15 protein-coding genes and 1 rRNA gene are annotated in these 20,478 nt (G+C 29.9%); 1 reads left to right on the top strand and 15 read right to left on the bottom strand.

All coding sequences use genetic code 11. The annotated features are described in order from the left end of the window. The 4 genes from EJJ37_RS10045 to EJJ37_RS10060 form a co-directional block, all read right to left on the bottom strand. Positions 1-96, bottom strand: a 16S ribosomal RNA gene (locus EJJ37_RS10045); the annotation flags it as partial. Between the two features lie 561 nt (positions 97-657). Continuing rightward, entirely contained in the window at positions 658-1,563 is a 906-nt protein-coding gene (locus EJJ37_RS10050; RefSeq protein ID WP_133015450.1) for a metallophosphoesterase, read from the bottom strand. A gap of 100 nt (positions 1,564-1,663) precedes the next feature. After that, positions 1,664-2,668 carry a DUF4474 domain-containing protein gene (locus EJJ37_RS10055; protein WP_166484733.1) on the bottom strand — a complete coding sequence of 335 codons (1,005 nt, stop codon included), beginning with the start codon at positions 2,666-2,668 and terminating at the stop codon, positions 1,664-1,666. Positions 2,669-2,743: 75 nt separating this feature from the next. Continuing rightward, complete coding sequence (locus EJJ37_RS10060; RefSeq protein WP_133015452.1) at positions 2,744-3,982, bottom strand: peptidase U32 family protein; 1,239 nt, start codon at positions 3,980-3,982, stop codon at positions 2,744-2,746. A 292-nt stretch (positions 3,983-4,274) separates the two neighbouring features. On the opposite strand from EJJ37_RS10060, the gene alr reads away from it, so the two are divergent. Continuing rightward, positions 4,275-5,435, top strand: coding sequence for an alanine racemase (gene alr, locus EJJ37_RS10065; protein ID WP_133015453.1), 1,161 nt, complete (start codon positions 4,275-4,277; stop codon positions 5,433-5,435). 73 nt (positions 5,436-5,508) lie between these two features. Here alr and msrB read toward each other — a convergent pair whose 3' ends face one another. The 11 genes from msrB to EJJ37_RS10120 all read right to left on the bottom strand — a co-directional run bounded on the left by msrB (position 5,509) and on the right by EJJ37_RS10120 (position 20,400). Then, on the bottom strand, positions 5,509-6,465 hold the full coding sequence (msrB, locus tag EJJ37_RS10070; protein WP_133015454.1) for a peptide-methionine (R)-S-oxide reductase MsrB: 957 nt from the start codon (positions 6,463-6,465) through the stop codon (positions 5,509-5,511). 12 nt (positions 6,466-6,477) lie between these two features. Further along, a complete protein-coding gene (locus EJJ37_RS10075) occupies positions 6,478-7,227 on the bottom strand; it encodes a hypothetical protein (protein ID WP_133015455.1) in 750 nt (249 codons plus the stop codon). Positions 7,228-7,346: 119 nt separating this feature from the next. Then, entirely contained in the window at positions 7,347-8,528 is a 1,182-nt protein-coding gene (locus EJJ37_RS10080; RefSeq protein ID WP_133015456.1) for a cytochrome c biogenesis protein/redoxin, read from the bottom strand. A gap of 150 nt (positions 8,529-8,678) precedes the next feature. Beyond that, positions 8,679-11,237, bottom strand: coding sequence for a selenium-dependent xanthine dehydrogenase (xdh, locus tag EJJ37_RS10085; protein WP_133015457.1), 2,559 nt, complete (start codon positions 11,235-11,237; stop codon positions 8,679-8,681). A 352-nt stretch (positions 11,238-11,589) separates the two neighbouring features. Then, positions 11,590-12,678: a 4Fe-4S binding protein gene (locus EJJ37_RS10090; RefSeq protein ID WP_133015458.1), complete on the bottom strand. Its 1,089-nt coding sequence runs from the start codon at positions 12,676-12,678 to the stop codon at positions 11,590-11,592. A 49-nt stretch (positions 12,679-12,727) separates the two neighbouring features. Continuing rightward, positions 12,728-14,062, bottom strand: coding sequence for a putative aminohydrolase SsnA (gene ssnA, locus EJJ37_RS10095; protein ID WP_133015459.1), 1,335 nt, complete (start codon positions 14,060-14,062; stop codon positions 12,728-12,730). Positions 14,063-14,168: 106 nt separating this feature from the next. Further along, entirely contained in the window at positions 14,169-15,374 is a 1,206-nt protein-coding gene (dpaL, locus tag EJJ37_RS10100) for a diaminopropionate ammonia-lyase (RefSeq protein WP_133015460.1), read from the bottom strand. Positions 15,375-15,392: 18 nt separating this feature from the next. Beyond that, positions 15,393-16,763, bottom strand: coding sequence for a uracil-xanthine permease family protein (locus EJJ37_RS10105; protein ID WP_133015461.1), 1,371 nt, complete (start codon positions 16,761-16,763; stop codon positions 15,393-15,395). Between the two features lie 71 nt (positions 16,764-16,834). Further along, positions 16,835-17,767, bottom strand: a complete 933-nt coding sequence (arcC, locus tag EJJ37_RS10110; RefSeq protein WP_133015462.1) for a carbamate kinase — start codon at positions 17,765-17,767, stop codon at positions 16,835-16,837. A gap of 123 nt (positions 17,768-17,890) precedes the next feature. Further along, entirely contained in the window at positions 17,891-19,084 is a 1,194-nt protein-coding gene (ygeW, locus tag EJJ37_RS10115; protein ID WP_133015463.1) for a knotted carbamoyltransferase YgeW, read from the bottom strand. Positions 19,085-19,200: 116 nt separating this feature from the next. Then, positions 19,201-20,400, bottom strand: coding sequence for a YgeY family selenium metabolism-linked hydrolase (locus EJJ37_RS10120; RefSeq protein WP_133015464.1), 1,200 nt, complete (start codon positions 20,398-20,400; stop codon positions 19,201-19,203). Between the last annotated feature and the right edge of the window lie 78 nt (positions 20,401-20,478).

A 20,478-nucleotide genomic window follows, 5' to 3' on the forward strand; every position in this document is an offset into this window, starting at 1 on the left:
CGCTAGCTTTGTTCCGAAGAACTCCACTCGCTCGACTTGCATGTGTTAGGCACGCCGCCAGCGTTCGTCCTGAGCCAGGATCAAACTCTCACTAAAAAGTTTAATCATTTGCTCAAATTACTTTGAGATTTTAAAAGGTCCAAAATGAAATTTTCATTCATTTTGTAAGTTCGAATTACTAAATTAAAATTTAGATCCTCACTTATCTCAAAAGAATTGCTGGTTTACTTTAACTATATTCTGTTCAATTTTCAAAGACCATTTACTCTGTCGCACCGAAGCGACTTCCTTATCTTATCATTCCTACCGATTGATGTCAATAACTTTTTTTAAAGTTTTTTTCACTCAATCACATTAGAAATTTAACACGATAAAACCGAAGATTTTTCATAATACTTATTTGCTCATCGGCAACGAAACTTATCTTACCATCTATTTATTATATCAATATATATGTTTTTTTATTTATTTAAGTTTATATTCATTTTTCTTATACTTTCTATCTTTTTCTTAACTATTCTAATACTGACACACTAGGATAAGTTTTAATACTAATAAAAAGTTAAGGTTACGATTTTCAATGTTTTTTATATGTGATTACACTAATCTGCATTTCAAATCGTAACCCATTGCTAAAATAGCTACTCTTTTTTAATATCAACTATTTATCATACTATTAAAATATTCATTAATATCTGTTGGACCTTCTAGTATCTCTCTACCAATATACAGCATACCCTTTTCATTAGTCTTTATGCTCCATTTTACTAATAATATACATCCATTTAATATTTCAATAGCTGTTATACACCTTGGATGAACACAGCTTCCATCATTAAAATATGGTACTTCACCAACATCAGGAAACATAGGTCTATGAGTATGCCCTGCTATAACAATAACATTTTCTCTTGAAGCCCATTCACTTAACCTCTTGTCCACTTTATTTTTCTCTTTATAGCTTTTAGCTGCTCTAGTAGGATCCTTTACTCCAAAATTCTCTAATGGTTTCCATAAATACCTAACAAGAAATCTACTTAACTTCCACAAGCTATCATTTAGCAAATCGCCTTGATGTCCATGTAGTAAAAAAATCTTTTTTTGACTATTATTATATTTTAAGATTATTCCTTCATGAACATAAAAATCTTTAAAAACTGACTCATATCTTAATCCTTCTCTATCCAAGCATTTACATAAACACTTTTTAATAAATTTCTGGTTCTTTTTAATCATATCATGATTTCCATAAATCATATGAAATCTTCCAGAACAATATAATTTATTCAAAATCCAAAAAACATTATTATGAATTTCTGAAATATCCTTCATTCTTTTATTTTCCCAAAGTTCATCTCCATCACCTAATTCTATATAAGTATATCCCTTCTCATAATAATTCATCAATGCACTAAAATAAATATTTTGATTTTTTAGAAATGTGTCACTCCAATCACCAGTCCCTCTATGACAATCACTCATCAATACAATCTTTGATTCATTATTAAAAGATATTTCGTAAGCCTCTTCAAAAACTTTGGATATCCTTTTAAAGTGATTCATTTATAGTCGCCCCCAAATTATTTATATTATATTTCTATGAAATTCCTCTAAAAATGATTAAAAGACAGAAATTAATTTGCTATTAATTTCTGTCTTTTAATTAACTATCTTTATTAAATTTATATACATTGTATAAACTTAACATTAATTTCCATCTACCAATATTCATAATTTGTCTATATAGTAATGGTGATTGTTTCTTTACAGCATTAATCTTTTCATCATAATTTTTATATTGTTTAGTTATATTATTATAAACATTACATAAATATTCATTTTTTCTTTGCATGATATAGTTTAAAGATTTAATATTAGTATATGGTTGCTTTGTTTTTGGTTTATCAAAGAATATCTCTACACTATTGTCTTTTACTTTAATTTCTTCATTGTCATATCCAGCATAATTTAACCCTTGTATAAATGCATCTCTCATTTCTTCATTTATTAGAGTTATACTTATATCTGCTGATAACTCATCTGGTTCAGAAAATTCTCCAAGAATAAACCCTGTTAACCACCAATGTTTATCTTTTCTTTTGAAAATAACTTCTCCATTTTTCCTAACAACAATCTCAATATCTAAGAATTCTTCAGGACTTATTTTATCATAAAATACATTCTTACTATCCATTATTTCATTATATATAGTTTTTTCTGAAGCATATACTCCAACTTCAACGCCTGTACAAATCCCGTACTGTCCCTTCCAAAATTCAATAAGCCATCTCTTATTATTGTAGTCAAAATAAATAGGTTCACAATCAAATATCATACTTAATGGTGCAGAAAATTCATCATAAACTCTACAATAACCATAATCATGTTGCCATGCATCAATTATTGAATAAAAAATCCCCTGCTCATCATCATAATCAAAACCTGCTTGATTTATAGAGTCGTATACTACTGATTCTATATCTTTAATTGAATCAATATTATTTTTTAACTCTCCCCTTGAATCAATATCATTTTTTAATTGTAAGATTGTTTTTTTTAAATTTTCATCCTCATAAAAGTTATTAATAGAATATAGTGTTAATATTAACTTTAAAAGTTTATTATTTAAATTATCAACTTTCTCTAAAAAGCTATCATTTGTATCCACAAAACCCACCTCATATTGTTTATACTACATAATATTCAAAATGAGTTTTTATGTTAATATTTTTTTACTACAAATCTATTTAACTAACTCTTTTCTTAAAAATGAGTTTTTACCAACTTTAAATGGAACCTTAACCTTACACATCATTCCTGGATGTGGACAGCCTTCTATAGCTTCTCCATCTTCATTATAAAGTTCTTCAACAATAAAGCTTTCTCCAAACTCACCTGGAGTTAGTATTTCTACTTTATCTCCCTTTACAAATTTATTTCTTTGCTTGCATAATGCAATTTGACTTTCTTCATCATACTCATGTACTATAGCAACTACATCATACTCTCTAACATGATCATTTGTATGATAAATTATTGCATCACTTTTAGGCTCATTAAAGAAGAATCCAGTATTATACTCTCTATGACTAACCTTATACATTTCATCTCTTAAAACTTTAGGTAATTTATAATTTTCTGGATCTTCGTAATATAAATCTATTGCTTTTCTATAAGCATTAACAACTATGGCAACATAATATTCACTCTTATTTCTACCTTCAATTTTTAAAGATGAAACCCCAGCTTCTAAAAGTTCTGGTAAGTGCTCTATCATACATAAATCTTTTGAATTCATTATATATGTACCATGTTGATCTTCTTCAATAGGAAAATATTGATTAGGTCTTTTTTCTTCTACTAAAGAATACTTCCATCTACAAGATTGCGCACAAGCCCCTCTATTAGAATCTCTTCCTGTCATATAACTTGAAAGTAAACATCTTCCTGAATATGACATACACATAGCTCCATGAACAAAAACTTCTAATTCTAGCTCTTCTGGTATATGTTCTCTAATTTCTTTTATTTCCTTTAATGAACATTCTCTAGCTAAAACTACACGTTCTGCACCTAAATCATGCCACATATTACATCCTTCATAATTTACCGTATTAGCTTGTGTACTAATATGTATTGGTAAATTAGTATGCTTTTGAACAGTTCTAAAAACTCCAAGGTCTGATACTAAAACCGCATCAACTTTAGCTTCTTCAAGACTCTTTAAGAATTCTGGCAACTTTTCTATACCTTCATTCCTTGGCATTACATTTACTGTACAATATATCTTCTTTCCTAAACTGTGAGCTAATTCAGCTCCTTCCTTTATTTCCTCAAATGAAAAGTTTTGTGCTGCTGCTCTTAATGAAAAGGCTTCTCCTCCAAAATAAACTGCATCAGCTCCATATTGAAAAGCAATTTTTAATTTTTCAAGGCTTCCAGCAGGTGCTAAAAGTTCAGGCTTTTTATACTTTATTGACATTATATCTCATCCCTTTACTTAAGTTTTTACTTATAATATCATTTTTTATCTTAATAAACAATCTTTAAATATTACCTATCTAACTAAAAAAAATAGCATATCTACATATTTAAAAAAATCTAATTATTTTTATAGGCAAATTTATCTTAAAGTTATAATGTATCAAAACTTGATTTGGCTGAAAACTAAAAAAGAACCACTACTACTAAAATTTAAATACTTAGTGGTACTTATCATTTTCTAATATTTTTATTACAATAATACTAAGATATAAAAAGTTTGAGGTGTAGTTATGGAAAAGATAATGAGACCCGTATGGGCTGAAATAGATTTAGATATACTTGCAAATAATATGAAAAATATAAAAAAATTAGCCGGAAATAAAGAAGTTATGGCAGTTGTAAAAGCTGATGCATATGGACATGGTGCTTTAGATGTAGCTCCTTGCCTTTTAGAAAATGGTGCTTCAAGACTAGCTGTTGCAATGCTTACTGAAGCAATTGAACTTAGAAATAACAATATTACAGCCCCTATAATGATACTTGGATATACACCATCATATTTAGGAGAAGATTTAATTAATTATGATATAGAGCAAACAATTTATGATTTAGATTATGCAAAGGAATTATCTTCTTTAGCAATAAGCCTTAATAAAAAAGCAAAAGTTCACATAGCCTTAGATACTGGTATGGGTAGAATTGGCTTCCTTCCTAGTGATGAAAGTTTTAATGCTATTTGTGAAATTTGTGCTTTAGATGGTTTAGATGTTATTGGAATCTTTACTCACTTCTCTAGTTCTGATGAAGAAGATAAAGAGTATACTCAATATCAATTTAATCAAATTTATGATTTTATTAACAGACTAGAAAAACAAGGAATTAATATACCTTTAAAGCATGCATCTAATAGTGCTGCAATTATAGATTTGCCTAATACCTACTTAGATGCTGTAAGAGCTGGAATTATTCTTTATGGATATTACCCTTCAAATGAAGTTAAAAAGGAGAACTTATTAATTAAACCTGCCTTAACTTTAAAAGCTAAAATTGCTCATGTTAAAGAATTAGAAAGTGGAATGTATATTAGTTACAATAGAACTTTTAAAACATCTAGAAAAAGTAAAATTGCAACTATTCCTATTGGCTATGCAGATGGATATATTAGAACATTAAAACATGATGCTAAAGTTATTGTTAATGGGCAACTTGCTCCTATAGTAGGTAACATTTGTATGGATCAATTTATGATTGATGTTACTGACATAGATGATGTTAAATCTGGAGATGAGGTTATATTACTAGGTGAAAGTAATGGTATTAAATTTAATGCCGATGATCTTGCAAAATGTATGGATAGTATAAATTATGAAGTTCTTTGCTTATTAAAAAAGAGAGTTCCTAGAGCTTACATTAAAAATGGTGAAATAATTCATGTAAAAAATAATGTTTAATAATTAAATTAATATAAATATTACAAAACTGCTCATTATTTAAACAATGAGCAGTTTTATTTGTATTTTTTAATTATATTTTATCTAAATAGTCTTCATACCCTAAATCTTTCATTTTATCTTTAGGTATAAACTTTAATGCTGCTGAATTTATACAATATCTCAATCCACCTAACTCTTCAGGGCCGTCTGTAAATACATGACCTAAGTGAGAATTTCCTGATTTACTTCTTACTTCAGTTCTAAACATTCCATGACTAAAATCTTCTTTTTCTTTTACATATCCCTTATTTATAGGTTTAGAAAAAGCTGGCCATCCACAACCTGAATTAAATTTATCTTTTGATGAGAATAGTGGTTTTCCAGTAACTATATCTACATATATTCCCTCTTCAAAATGTGCATCATACTCATTGTTAAAAGGAGGTTCAGTTCCATTTTCTTGAGTAACTTTATATTGAAGGGGTGTTAATCTTTCTTTAAGTTCTTTTTTCTTCTCCTCTGATAATTCCCATGATTCTTCTATAAATTTCTTTCTTCCTGAACCAACATAATAAGCATTATATCTAAATGGATTTTTCTTATAATAATCTTGATGATATTCTTCTGCTGGATAAAACTCTTCCGCTTTTAATATCTTTACAGCTATAGGTTTATTAAATATACCGCTTTCATTTAAGTTTAATTTATATTCTTCAGCCACTTTCTTTTGTTCGTCATCTAGATAAAATACTGCTGTTTCATAACTTCTTCCTCTATCATTAAATTGTCCACCTTCATCAGTTGGGTCAATACTCATAAAGAATGCTTCTACTAATTCTATGTACTTTACAACACTTTCATCATATGTAATTTCTACTGCTTCATAGTGTCCAGTTTCTGTTCTGCATACTTGCTCATATGTAGGATTTGCTACATTTCCCCCTGTATAACCTACTACTACACTTTTTACTCCATCATATGAATCAAAAGGTTTTACCATACACCAAAAACATCCTCCAGCAAAAATAGCTTTCTTTAAATTATTCATTATTATTTCCTCCTATACATATTTAAAATGCTTTTTAATAAACTTAATCATATTATCTCTATTAGCTTCAAATTGAGCTACCCTATTAACATTGGCACCTGAAGGATGGGGAAATCCAATAAGAATTTGCTCTTCTTTTATAATTCCATTATCTTTTAAATTTATTAATACCTCTTCAACTGCTTTTCCTAAAGGTATTAATAATATTTCTCCTGGTTTTTCTAATTTTTTAAACTCATTTATAAAATTATCATATATATATTTCATTAAAAATTTGCTTTTAATTAACTTAGGTGTATGTCCAGTATAATTTTGTCCCTTAACAAAAACGGGATATGGTATTAAGGATATTGTATGTAATAAATAATCATCTTCATCAAATAATTGACTACAACTTTGTAAATTAAATATATTATTAAGTTCTATTCCATCTAACATAGAAATAATATTTTTTCTTAAACTTCCACTAAATCTAGCTGCAACTTTACATTTATATTGTATCTCTTCAATATTATCACTTACTTCTAATTCTTTTCTTGCTGTTGCTATAGCAGTACTCATTTGTTGAAATCCTGGAGTTATTCCAATAATAAATATTTTCGCCTTAGGATTTAAATATTCATTATGTGGAGCATAATATATTTCTATATTATTTTCTTTATCAATTAAAAACTTATCTATTAATAATTCTTCTTTTGTATACTTATTTTTTAGTGGCAATTCTTTAATTACTTCTTTATAATCATATAATGTTTTTTTCATATGCACCTCTTTATCTTAAATAATTAATATACTATATATTATATACAAATATTTAAGTAAAAATAGAAATAAACTACCCATTATTTTGAGTAGCTTATTTAATATATCTATTATTAACTTTATTTTTTACTTTCTATAATTTCTTTCATACTTTCTTTATCCATAGCTCCAACAACCTTATGAATTATTTCTCCATCCTCATTAATTATAAAAGTAGTTGGAAATCCTGATATATCGTATTTATAAACTAATTCTCCACCAAAATCCATAACTACAGGAAATGTATAATTATTTTCCGATAAAAAATTAGCTATTTCCTCCTCTGAACCTTCTCTTCCCAGGTTTGGAGCTGCCACTCCTAATATTATAATATTATCATTGTTTTTCCCATATTCATTATATATCTCTTCTATCTCTGGCATTTCTCCTCTACAAGGTGGACACCAAGTTGCCCAAAAATTTAGAAATATAGTTTTACCTTTATATTCACTTAATGTATGTCCATTTCCATACTGATCCTTCAATGTAAAATCTACTGCCATTTCCTCAGAACTTTTATTATCTTCTTTATCTATAATTTCATTTTTTTCTATATTATTATACTGTTTATTTTTATTAATATTTGTAACTCCATTAAAAAACATAACTAGTCCACTTATTATAAGAATAATTCCGCATATCTTTTTTATTATTCCCATATAGTTTTTCATTTTATCAATACTTTTAAATAGCTTATTATAAAATCCAGCTACTATTATAAACGGCAAAATGAATCCTATTGTGTACACAATTATTAATAAATTAGCTACCATTCCACTACTTGAACCTGAAGCCATAATAAGAACTGATGCAAGTATTGGCCCAATGCATGGTGTCCATCCAAAACTAAAAGTAAATCCTAATATAAATGCAGATAAAGAATTCATTTCTTTTACTTTTATGTTCATTCTTTTTTCTCTGCTTAATAATGTTGATTTAATTATATCTACGTAAAACAATCCCATAAATACTATGATTATTCCACCTATAACCATTATATAATCTTTATTTTCACTAAAAAATGAACTTAATATATTTACAGATGAACCTAATATAAAAAATGTAGTTGAAATTCCTAAAACAAATAATATAGTATTTTTAAATAATGCTGTTTTTACGAATTTATCTTCTCCATTCTTTAATACATCTACATTACTATTTGACAATATACTTAAATAAACTGGTAAAATTGGTAATATACACGGTGAAAAGAAAGATAATAATCCTTCTATAAATACTACCACTAAATTTAATTTCTGCACATTCTCATCTCCTTTTAATATCTGGTGTAATTGCTTGTACACTAATTTAATTTATTAAATATATGTATTTAAATTATTTCTTAATTAATATATATTAAAAAATCACCATTATTATACAATTATATACTAATGGTGATTTTATATTAATATCTATTTTTTGGCTTTTTTATAAAAAGTATTTTCTAAAGGCAGCTTAGTTCTAAAAACTCCATCTAACTTATAGTATGCTCCTTGAACTGCTGGTGCTGTTGGTATACAAGTTATTTCACCAACTCCCTTAGCTCCATATACTAATTCTGCATCATTTTTTTCAACTATAATACTTTCTATTTCTGGAACCATAGTTGCTCTAAACAATCCTAAGGTTCCAAATTTAGCAGTAGGAACTGACTCTTTCAATGGATAATCTTCAGTTAGTGCATATCCTAACCCCATAACAACTCCACCTTCAATTTGTCCTTCAACATTTATAGGATTAATTGCTTTTCCAACATCATGTGCAGCAATAACTTTTTCAACTTTTCCATCTTTATTTAAAATAACAACTTGAGTTGCAAATCCATAGGCAACGTGACTTACTGGATTTTTCTTATCACTTCCCATTTTATCAGTTTTTCCATAAAACTCTCCATAAAATTCCTTTCCATTAAGCTCAGAAAGTGTTTTTGTTTTAAGTGCTTCCTTTAATTTTAAAGCTGCAACTCTTGTAGCTTCTCCAGTAAATACCGTTTGTCTTGATGCAGTTGATGTTCCTGCATCTGGTGTTAACTTAGTATCTGGTTTCATCCATTTAACCTTACTTGAATCTAAATCTAAAGTTTCACATACTATTTGTGTCATAGTAGTTCCTACACCTTGTCCCATACATGCTGCTGAAGTTCTTATAATAATAGTTTCATCTTTAACCTCTAGAATAGTTCTACCTATATCAGGAAGCCCTACCCCTATACCAGCATTTTTAAATGCACATGCTATTCCTACAAATTCATTTTTTTCATATTCGTCCTTAACAGCTAATAAAGTCTCTTTTAAAGCCGTACCTGCATCTGCAATTTGTCCATTAGGTAACTCTTGTCCCGGTTCAATTGCATTTCTAAAACGTATCTCCCAAGGAGATATTCCAACAAGCTCCGCTAACTTATTTATATTAGCTTCAGTTGCAAATGCTGATTGTGTTACTCCAAATCCTCTAAATGCTCCTCCTGGAGGATTATTTGTATAAACTGCTATACCTTCAACTTCAGAATTTTGATAATTATATGGTCCTGCAGCATGAGTACATGCTCTTTGCAGTACTGGCCCTCCTAAAGATGCATAAGCTCCTGTATCTGCAATAATTTTAGCTTTCATAGCTGTTAACTTTCCATTTTCATCACAGGCAGTTGTAAACTCCATTTTCATCGCATGTCTTTTTGGGTGAACTTTTATACTTTCTGACCTTTTTAATGTCATTTTTACAGGTCTTCCAGTTAAAAAAGCAAGTAATGCAGTATGGTGTTGACAACTCATATCTTCTTTACCACCAAATCCACCACCAACATACTTAGATATTATTCTAACTTTACTATCTTCAACACCTAATAATGATGTAATTTCACGTAAATCATCATAAACTGATTGACTTCCAGTATAAACTATAAGCTCTTCATTTGTAGGCACTGCTAATGCACTTTCTGGCTCTAAAAAAGCATGCTCAGTAAATGGAACTGAATAAGTATTTGTTACAACATACTTAGAATTTTTAATAGCCTCATCAACATTACCTCTTTTTAAAACTTCTCTTGTTAATATATTTCCACCCTTATGAAGTTCTGGTGCTCCATCTTTAAGAGAATCTTCTGGTGAAGTCATAGGAGTTAATTTATCATAATCTACCTTAATTAAACTAACCGCCTTTCTTGCTGTCTCTTCATCTTCTGCTACTACTAAAGCAATAGTATCTCCTACATATCTAGTTTCTTCTCCTATTGCAATTAAAGCTGGCCAATCCTTTTTCAAATGCCCACAAAATCTATTTCCTGGTACATCATCAGCAGTAACAACTTTAACTACTCCATCTAATTTTAAAGCTTCTGTATAATCAATATTTTTTATTAGTATTCTAGGAAATTCCGGTCTAAGTGCTACTCCATATAGCATCCCTTCAACCTTAAAATCATCACAATATCCATCTAATGCTAATACTTTATCTTCTGCATCAACTCTACCTAACGGATCTCCAACTAATCCTTTACATTTTACTAATGGCACTTCTTTATTCTCTCTTATAATATCAGCTGCTAGTAATACAGCTTCTTCAATTTTCTTATACCCTGTACATCTACATATATTTCCCATAAGTGCTTTTTTTACTTCATCTAAGGTTGGTGTTAATGTCTTTTTAAATAATCCAGTAGCACTTATAACCATTCCTGGTATGCAAAATCCACATTGAACAGCTCCAACCTTTGTAAATGAATAAGCAAAAGCTTTTTTATAATTCTCATCTAATCCTTCAACTGTAATAACTTCTTTACCTTTAACTTTCTCACCCTTTAATAAACAAGCTCTAGTAGCTTTTCCATCAACTAGAACCATACAAGCCCCACAAGCTCCTTCTCCACAACCATTTTTTACTGATATTAAATTTTCTTTATCTCTTAAAACCTTTATTAAAGACTCATTTTCTTCAATATTACATACTTTCCCATTAAGTAAAAAATCAACCATAACCCCTTATCTCCTCTCAATATTAATATGTACCACTAGATTAAATACAGTAAAAGTCTTTATTTTCTAAGGCTTCTGCTCTTAAAATTATGCATTTTAGATTCATTCCAGTAATAGAGAAAAATTAATGATATTACCTAAAGGAATATTATAACTAAGTTTCAGAATTTAATTTTTTTAATAAAAACTGTGTTAAATAAAGAGTTAAATCTCACTTAAGGGAGTGAAGTGACTTTTTAAGTTTTAACAGCTTCTATGAAAAAATATATAAATTCTTAACTTAAATTACACCATTCCTCGAGGTTATATCATTAATTTTTGTCATCACTGAATTTAAGCTTTAACAAAAAATTTATTTATATTGTATTTTTAATGCATTTTTTGGGCACCTAGTTACACATAGTCCACAACCAAAACATTTTTCAGTATCTATGCTTAGCTTGTCTGCTATTTCTATAGCATCATAAACACAACTTACTTTACATTGACCACATTTAATACATTTATCTAAATCTACAGTTGGTGGGATTGATGTTGTTCTAAAGTTTCTTTCAGCTGATTTTTTATGTGAAAGTCCTATTATTTCACTAACATCTTTATATCCATGATTATCTAAGAATTCATTTAATTCCTTAGCAATTTTTCCATATACTGTTGGTCCCTTTAATATAGCTTCAGTACATACTTGAACTGCACTAGCACCAGCCATTAACATTTCAGCTGCATCTTTACCTGATGTTACTCCTCCAACACCTATAATAGGAATTTTAACTGCTCTTGATGCATCATATATATTTCTTACTGCCAATGGTCTTATAGGTGATCCGGAAAGCCATCCATAACCTTTTTGACTTCCCATAATTGGATACCCAGTCTCAACATCAATTGCCATACAAGGTCCAAATGAATTTATCATAACTAATCCATCTGCTCCCGCTTCTTCTAAAGCCTTTGCTATTCCTTGAATATCTGTATGTGGGCTTAACTTCATGAATACAGGACAATCTAATGCTGCTTTTGCTGCTTTCATTGCATTTACTATTGGAGCAATATCTGTTCCAACATAATGTGTAGAAAGTTCAACAGCATCTGCATAAGGTTTAACTAAAGGTGCAACCTTTGAAATATCTTCTGCAGTATAACCCATACTTACAATCATAGGTACACCGGCTTCTTTAGCTCTCTTATACTCCTTTTCTATCCATTGTTCTTTTGGCAATTCTGACCATAGCTCTGTATTTAAAAATCCTGAATTAGTTTTTGCCATACAAGGTCTTGGTACATCTGCTGGAGCTTCTGATATAGTTTTTGTCACTATTCCACCTGCTCCTCCCTGTACCGCCTTTACACAAAGTTCACCATCTTTAGCTCCAGGTCCAGCTGCAGTAAAAATAGGATTGCTAAATTTCATTCCTAATATATCAATATTTAAATTTGCCATTCTCTTACTCCTCTCTATTTTATCCCCTGAATAATTAAACTAATAAATCTTAAAGCCTTTTCCATAACTTCTCAGCTACTTTTCGTGACTTTCTATAAATAAGTTCCTCATCAACATTAACTAATACTCTATCTTTCATTACAACTTTTCCATTAATAATAGTTGTATCCACACTTCTACCAGAAACACCAAATAAAATGTGTCCAAAATAATTATTTTTATCCATCGGAGTCATAGGATTATAGTCTACTATTATAATGTCTGCATATGCCCCCTCTTCTAACACTCCTAATGGATTTTTATAATATTTAGAAGCAATTTCTTTGTTATTGTGAAATGCCATTTTAGAAGTTTCCATAAAGCCAACATTAGAATCACATAAATTATGTTTGTGAATGATATTCTCAACTTTCATTGACTCAAATATATCACTTGTATATCCATCTGTTCCGATTCCAACTCTAATTCCCTTATCTATCATTTTAATGACAGGTGCTACTCCTACAGCATTTCCCATATTAGACTCAGGATTATTTACAACACTTGTATTAGTATCCTTTAATATATCTAACTCTGCATCATTAACATGAACACAATGCCCAGCAATAGTCTTATCTCCTAATATTCCATAATCCATTAATCTTTCAACAGTTCTTTTTCCACTATATCTTAAGCTATTCTTAAGATCTTCAATACCTTCTGATACATGAATATGATATCCAGCATCAATTCCATTCATAGCTTCTCTACACTTTTCTAAACTTTCATGACTTAAAGTAAATGATGCATGCATTCCAAACATTCCTTTAGTCATATCATCATCTTTTGTATTGGCATACTTTATAAAATCAATATTTTCATTGATTCCTTGCTTAAGTATCTTTTGTCCATCTCTATCAGAAACTTCATAGCAATAACAGCCTCTTATTCCTAATTCATCAGCAACATTTGATATTGCAAATAAACTTCCCTCTACTGACATAGGACTCGCATGGTGATCAAAAATAGTTGTTACACCATTTTTTATACTCTCAATTAAAGTTGTATAGGCACTATATCTTATATCTTCTAGTGAAAGTTTTTTATCAATTCTCCACCATACATTTTTTAAAATATCAATAAATGTTTCTGCCGGAGGATTTTTCAAATCTAATCCTCTAGCAAAAGCACTATATATATGATGATGAGTATTTATCATTCCTGGCATTATAAGCTTACCTTTAGCATCTATAAACTCATCATACTTATCCGCATATTTACATTTAATTTCTGAAGTTTCTCCAACTTCTTTGATAATATTCCCCTCTATAGCTATACATCCATTTTCTATGAAAGTATTACTATCATCATTAGTAATAACTCTTCCATTTCCAATTAAAATCATTCTCCCCACCTACTTTTTTGTATTTTTAACCTATAAATTAACTATATATTATAATTATGTTAAAAACCTAAAGTTCTAAATAACTAGTGGATTATTTATAGAAATTTTAATATTCACCTTCCCAAACAATTTCTCTATATTTATCTGGGTCAGTATCTCCTTCTGTGCTAAATAAAAGAACTTTTGAGTTTTCATCTAATGCTAATTTTTGCTTTAATTCAGAATATTCACTATTAGTCATTATTTCATATAGTAATCCTAAAGTCACGGCACCTGATTCTCCTGAAACTACCTTAGTATCACCTGGCATTGGGTTTCCTAGTATTCTCATTCCATTAGCAGCAATATGATCTGGAGCTGAAACAAACATACTTGAACAATTTTTTAGAACATCCCAGCCAATAATATTAGCCTCACCACAAGCTAACCCTGCCATAATAGTAGGCATATCACCATCTACAATTCTTAACTCTCCATCATTAGCTGCAGCTGACTTATAAATACAAGCTGCTTCACTAGCTTCTACAATAGTTGTTATAGGGCAATTATCCTTATATACAGATGCAAAGAATCCTTGAATTGCACCAGCTAAAGATCCAACTCCTGCTTGAATAAATATATGAGTAGGTCTTTCAACCCCAAAATCTTTAAGTTGATTTAATGCTTCTAATCCCATAGTTCCATAACCTTGCATTATCCAAGCTGGAATATCTTCGTAACCTTCCCAAGCTGTGTCTTGAATAACTACACCATTATGTTCATTTGCATACTTAGCTGCCAATCTAACAGCCTCATCGTAATTCATATCAGTTATTGATGCATCTGCTCCTTCTTTTCTTATATTTTCTAATCTTATTTGAGAAGAACCTTTTGGCATGTATACTACTGATTTTTGCTTTAACTTATTAGCAGTCCAAGCTACTCCTCTTCCATGATTTCCATCTGTAGCAGTTACAAATGTTATATCTCCAAGCTCTTTTCTTACTTCATCAGATATTAGCTTTTCATATGGTAATTCTGAAATGTCCTTACCTAATTTTTGAGCTAAATATTTTGCCATAGCAAAAGATCCACCTAGAACCTTAAATGCATTTAATCCAAATCTATAAGATTCATCTTTAATATATATTCCTCCAACACCTATTTTCTTACTTAAATTATCTAAATTAACTAATGGTGTCTCTTTATATTGTGGAAAACTGCTATGAAATTGTTTTGTTTTTTCAATTTCCTCTTTACTTAAAAAATTTAATCTATTTTCATCCTCTGTTTTTGGTAAAGTATTTTCTTTCCATTCTATTCTTTCTTTCATTTTGATCCTCTCTCCCTTTTAAGCTTTATTTATAACTCCAATATCTTCCTTATCCTTTTCTTCTATTTCAACTTTGACTTCGTTATTTTCTTCTTTAGGTAAAACTAAATTTAATATTATTGCAACTAATGCTGTTACAATGATTGATGATTTACCAAATATAGAAATTGCCCAAGCAGGGAATAATCCTAAAGAACCTTCAACTTGAACAATACCAGTTCCTAAGGCTATAGAAAGTCCAGCTATAGTTGTACTTCTAGCTGTTAACTTCGTAGATGCAATCATTTTGATTCCTGTCATTGTAATTGTTGCAAAAACAGTAACGGTAGCCCCTCCTAATACACATTGAGGTATACTTATCAACATAGATGAGAATTTAGGTACTAAACCAGCTACTATTATCACTATTGATGCAAATATGAAAACCCCTCTATTTATAACCTTATTCATAGTTACTATTCCTACATTTGAACTAAAAGTAGCAACTGGCATACAACCGAATAGAGCTCCTAACATACTTGATACTCCATTACCAATTATGCCTCCTGATATTTCTTCATCAGTTGCTTTTCTATTCATTGCTCCACTTGTAGTTGCTGATAAATCTCCAATAGCCTGTACTGAATTTACTATATGCATTACGACCATAGATATTATAGCCGTAGCATTAAAGCTTATTCCAAAGTGCAAAAATTTAGGCATTTGAAACCAACTAGCTGTACTTACATCAGTAAATGAAACCATTCCTAAAAATAATGAAATAATATATCCAGCCATTATTCCAAATAGTATAGAAGCTAATTTTAAAGTTCCCTTTGAAAAGAAATTCAAAAAAATTACAACTGATAATGTAATTATTGCAACTAACCAATTTAAAGGTGAACCAAATCCCTCATTCCCAACTCCTCCTGCCATATATTTAACTGCAGTAGAATATAAGGAAAGACCAATAGCAAAAATTACTGTTCCTGTTACTATTGGAGGAAAAAATTTAATTAGTTTTTTAGAGAATATTCCAAAAATTATAGAAACTAATGCACCACAAATTTGGGCTCCAAATATTGTAGCTATACTAAATTCACCTGCTATGGCCGTTAACGTCGGTACATAAGCAAAACTAACACCCATTATTACTGGTAATCTCGCTCCTATTTTTCTTCCAATTGAAAATATTTGAATTAACGTTGCAATTCCTGAAAAAACAAGTGATGATTGTACTAATAATATTTTATCACTAGCATCTAATCCTGCTGTCGACGCAACAATTATAGCTGGTGTTACACACCCTACAATCATAGCCACAACATGCTGTAATCCTAATGGTACAATTTCTTTGAAACTAAGCTTTCCAAAAAAGTTAAAAAGCTCTGATTTATTACTCTCTTCCATAACTCCTCCACAATCTAATTAAATACGTTTACATAAAATCTCTTTTGTAACACTTAGTATTTAACTCATAACTATTTATATATTTTTGTACCTGTTTTACCTTCTATTCCATCTTTGGCTTTTTCTAATAAAGTAATTAATGAATATCTACCTTCCTTAGAATCTGCAAACTCAATTCCAGCTTCTACCTTAGGCTTCATTGATCCTGGTGCAAAATGTCCTTCCTCAACATATTGTCTCATTTCTTTTGTGCTAACTTCACCAAGCCATTTTTCATTTTCTTTTCCGAAGTTTATAGCAACTTGTTCTACTGCAGTTAAAATTATAAAGCAATCTGCATCTATAGCTTTTGCTAATACACAACTAGCATAATCTTTATCTATTACAGCACCTACACCTTTTAAGTGATTTCCTTCACTAACTACAGGAATTCCACCACCACCGCAAGCTATAACTACTTGTCCGCTTTCTACTAAAGTTTTTATAGTCTCAACTTCAACTATTCCAATAGGCTTAGGTGATGCAACTACTCTTCTATATCCCCTTCCACTATCTTCTATTACCTTTTTTCCTTCTTTAATTATGCTATCAGCCTCTTCTTTAGTCATAAAAGATCCTATAGGTTTAGTTGGATTATCAAATGAACTATCATTTGGATCTACCTCAACTTGAGTTATTATTGTTGATACACCTTTATTTATGTTTCTATTTAATAATTCCTCTCTTATTGAGTTTTGTAAATCATAACCTATATATCCTTGACTCATTGCAACACATACAGACATAGGACATATTGAATATTTTTTATTTGTTTTATGAAACTCTGTCATTGCACTATTAATCATTCCTACTTGAGGACCATTTCCATGAGATATAATAACATCATTACCTTGTTCTATTAAATCAACTATAGCTTTTGCAGTTGACTTTACAGCTACCATTTGCTCTGATAGTGTATTACCTAAAGCATTTCCACCTAAAGCAATTACTATTTTTCTTTTCATTTCTACACCCCTTTTCTATAAATGTTTAGATATGGATTTTATCTAAGAGATAAGTGAATATATCTTCTCTTACCTCTTAGCTATCCTCTATTGATTCTTAATTCTTATTTATTCATTAAGTTATTATTTAGTTTGACGTTCTTTACCCTTTTCTTCAAGATTCTTTAGAGTTTCTTGTGGATTCTTAATCTTACTTAAGAAAATCATTGCTGCAATAACATATGGTTTAAAGCTAGCTTCCTTATATAATGATTTTCTATATCTATCAAATACAGATGCTTCTACTTCTCCTTCTTCACAACTTACTCCAGTTATATCAGCTGGTAAACAATGTAGATATATTGCTTTTCCATCCTTTGTTGTTTTCATTAACTCTTCAGTACATTCCCAATCTTTATAATTTGCATTTTGTGCTAATAATTCTTTTTCTAATTGATTAATTCCCTCAGTATCTCCTTTTGCATATAAGTCAGTACGTTTTTCCATAGCACTAAATGGAGCCCAGCTCTTTGGATATACTACATCAGCATCTTTAAATGCTTCTGCCATAGAATTTGTCTTTGTAAATGACCCACCTGACTCTTTTGCATTTTTCTTTGCTATTTCTTCTACTTCTTCCATTACTTCGTATCCTTCTGGATGAGCAAGTACAACATCCATTCCGAATCTAGTTAATAATCCTATTACCCCTTGAGGAACTGATAATGGCTTTCCATATGAAGGAGAGTATGCCCAAGTCATAGCTACTTTTTTACCTTTTAAATTTTCTATTCCACCAAATTCATTTATTAAATGTAAAGCATCTGCCATTACTTGAGTTGGGTGATCTATATCACATTGTAAGTTAACTAAAGTTGGAGTTTGTTCTAAACATCCTTCTTCATGTCCTTCTCTAACTGCACTTGACACTTCTCTCATATAAGTATTACCTTTTCCTATATACATGTCATCTCTAATTCCAATTATATCTGCCATAAATGAAATCATGTTTGCAGTTTCTCTTACTGTTTCACCATGGGCAATTTGAGATTTTCCTTCATCTAAGTCTTGAACTTCAAGTCCAAGTAAGTTACAAGCTGATGCAAAACTGAATCTAGTTCTAGTTGAATTATCTCTAAATAATGAAATTCCAAGACCACTATCAAAAATCTTTGGTGAAATATTATTTTTTCTTAATTCTCTCAAAGCTTCTGCAACTGTAAAAACAGCTTTTAATTCGTCTTCAGACTTCTCCCAAGTTAATAAGAAATCATTATTGTACATATCCTCAAATTTTAACCCATCTAACATTTCAACATATTTATCCATTAATCCCATTTTTATATCTCTCCCTTATCCTCATTATTTTAAAATATTACCTGTTTACAAATAATTTATATATATAATTTACCAAACAATTCCTTAATTCAAATTATATTTCATACTATTTAAAATTATTTATTTTTACAATAGATAGTTGGCATTGCAGCATATACTGCAGCACATCTTACTAAATCAGCTTTCCAAGTCTTTTCATTAGGAGCATGTGCTTCTTCTTCCTTTCCAGGTCCAAATCCTATACAAGGTATTCCAAATCTACCCATTATAGAAACTCCATTAGTTGAGAATGTCCATTTATCAACCTTTGGTTCTCCATACATTCCTCTATAAGCTTCAACCATAGCCTTAGTTGCTGGTGCATCCTCTGGTATTACCCAAGTTGGGAAATAGCAATCTGTTGGATATACAAGATCTGTATAGCTTGGTCTTTCATACTTATACATTGAAACTTCAGCGTTATATTTCTTTACAAATGGTAAATTTCTTACTTCTTCTAAAGCTGATTGATATGTTTCTCCATCAGTTAAACGTCTATCTAATGATATTGCACACATATCTGCAACTGCACAACGTGATGGTGAATTAAAGAATATTTCAGAAACAGTAACAGTTCCTTTTCCTAAGAATTCATCATAATGAAGATTATCATTTAATACTCTTACTTCTTGAAGTATATCTGCCATTTTATATATTGCATTATCTCCACGTTCAGGTGCAGAACCATGACAAGAAACTCCCTTAACTTCAACTCTTATTTCCATACGTCCACGTTGACCTCTGTAAATATTTCCATTAGTAGGTTCAGTAATTACTACAAATTCTGGTTTTACTTTATCCTCATTATATATATATTGCCAGCATAAACCATCACAATCTTCTTCTTGAACAGTTCCTGTTACTAATACAGTATATTTATCACTTAAAAGACCTAAATCTTTCATTATTTTTGCTCCATAAGTTGCTGATACAATTCCTCCAAGTTGGTCTGATGCACCACGTCCACCTATTTCTTCATCATTTTCATAACCTTTATATGGATCAAAGTTCCAATTGCTTAATTCTCCAAGTCCAACTGTATCAATATGAGCATCATATCCAATTAATGTTTCTCCATTTCCCATATATCCTAATATATTACCCATTCCATCAATCTCAACTTTATCAAAGCCTAACATTTCCATTTCTTGAGCAATTCTATTTATAACACCTTTTTCTCCACAGCTTTCTCCTGGTATTGCTATTAAGTCCCTCAAGAACTTAGTCATACTACTTTCATATTTTTCTGCTTGTCCCTTAATTAATTTAAAATCCATAATAACCTCCCATTATTTCAAACAAATTTTTGCTAAATGTTTACACTAATATCTATAGCAATAAACGTGCCAAAATAT

Origin of the sequence: Clostridium cuniculi (assembly GCF_004353185.1) — a bacterium.
Taxonomy (GTDB): Bacteria; Bacillota; Clostridia; order Clostridiales; family Clostridiaceae; genus Clostridium; species Clostridium cuniculi.